This window comes from Vibrio mexicanus (assembly GCF_001012815.1).
Taxonomy (GTDB): Bacteria; Pseudomonadota; Gammaproteobacteria; order Enterobacterales; family Vibrionaceae; genus Vibrio; species Vibrio mexicanus.
The window spans coordinates 1-1663 of the sequence record NZ_JYJP01000126.1; the positions used below are offsets into that span (position 1 = coordinate 1).

The 1663-nt window shown below is 43.1% G+C and carries 1 protein-coding gene and 1 pseudogene; both read left to right on the forward strand.

Annotated elements, in window-relative coordinates:
• The first annotated feature begins 329 nt into the window (after positions 1–329).
• Positions 330–767, forward strand: a complete 438-nt coding sequence (locus UA76_RS19270) for a DUF4174 domain-containing protein (RefSeq protein ID WP_047049521.1) — start codon at positions 330–332, stop codon at positions 765–767.
• A 96-nt stretch (positions 768–863) separates the two neighbouring features.
• Positions 864–1654, forward strand: a pseudogene (locus tag UA76_RS19275) (lipase family protein).
• Positions 1655–1663: the final 9 nt, after the last annotated feature.

A 1663-nucleotide genomic window follows, 5' to 3' on the forward strand; every position in this document is an offset into this window, starting at 1 on the left:
AACGCATAAAGCATGGTAACACCATCTGTTCGGGCTAATGCCCTGTGAACGAGGCGTACTTTAACGGATTCAAATTTGTGGTCAACCAAATATTTCTTATTTCAGTTCAAATGGTTAAAAAGAAAACGCCAGCGAATAACATCTCGCCAATTCAAAGAATTTATCATCAGAAATGATTGAAGTCTTACTGTATCGCAAATTACATTTTGATAATGAATCACGCAATAAACCGCTCTTAATTCCACTCGTAGCTTGAACTTCCCGACTACAATAAACGTATTAAATGTGTGAAAAGCGATTTTATCTCACTCACATGGAGGAATGTCGTTATGCGTGCCGTCATCCTTTTCGCAGTATCATTGGTAGTTAGTCCGCTTAGCTGGAGCTACCCATCCTACTCTTCCCATTGGGAACACCGCAGTATCATCTACTTCGCACCCACAAACGACGAATACGTAGAGCAGTTTCTACTTGAAACTCTAATGAAAGAGTGCGAACTCGAAGACAGAGATCTTATCACCTTAGTTGTTACAGCCGATGGTGACAGTATGCCTAAATGGGTTAAGGATGAGTTCAATCTAGAGGGGCTTTACAACATGCATGGTGTAGCACCCTACTCCCACACAGCGGTGTTAATCGGTAAAGACGGAGGAGAAAAACTTCGTTGGAGTAAAAGTACCGACTGGCAACAAGTTATCGAGACCATAGATTCTATGCCAATGAGAAAAGCGGAAATGGCGAAGTCCGTCAGCCGATGCTCTGCATAACACTCCAACCAATTTAGGCTTCAACAGGACTCTGTCATCGCACATTCACACTGTGGCTCTATGTTGTAGTTTTGACTTCAATTCGCAACAGGTGTCATGAAGCCTTTAAAACGCTACCAGTACGAACGCTATGCTGTGCTTTGTAACCTAGCCTACCCTCGCATTTTCAAGCATACACGATATGGTTTCGACCCAAATGGGCAACGGATTATTAAAAACCAGTTCGGAAAAACCATGATTAGGGTACTTTGGAGCAAAAAAAGCAGTGAAGTCGTCGTGGTTATAAAGGGCTCACACAGCATAACAGACTGGCTGCTCACCTTCGCTATGTGGACACGAAGCTGCAAACATACTCTCAACTTGACGTACCGAATTCATGCAGGATTCCACTATCTTTTACACCAAGAAAGCCAGCCTTCAAGAAATGAAGACACACTCGGCGAGTCTGTTTATGAGCGACTAGAGTCAACCCTTATTCCTCTTGTTCAGCAAGGTAAACGCATCACGATTACAGGGCATTCATCTGGAGGGGCTATCGGGACTGTATTTGCGGATTATTTTGAGAGTAAATACCCAAAATCTATCAAACGAGTAGTGACCTTTGGGCAACCGGCGATCGGTAACTGGCAGTTTTCTAGACACTATCGACTTTCCCATAAGACTTATCGTATCTGCTGCGACCTGGATATCGTTACCTTTATGCCCCCCTGCCATTCATATTTTGGCACGTAGGCAAAATGCTTTGGCTCTACAACGGACGAATCTATGAAAATACACCCAGTGTGATACGTTTCTGGCGTTCGATGTTTAGTTGGATCGCAAGACCTTTCTCATATCACTTGATGAGTAAGTACATTCGAAACAAAGATTTCTTTGATGAAAGATAGAAAGGAGAA

Coding starts and splice junctions, on each gene's coding strand:
- UA76_RS19270 (WP_047049521.1), top strand. CDS start 330: ATGCGTGCCGTCATCCTTTTCGCAGTATCATTGGTAGTTAGTCCGCTT.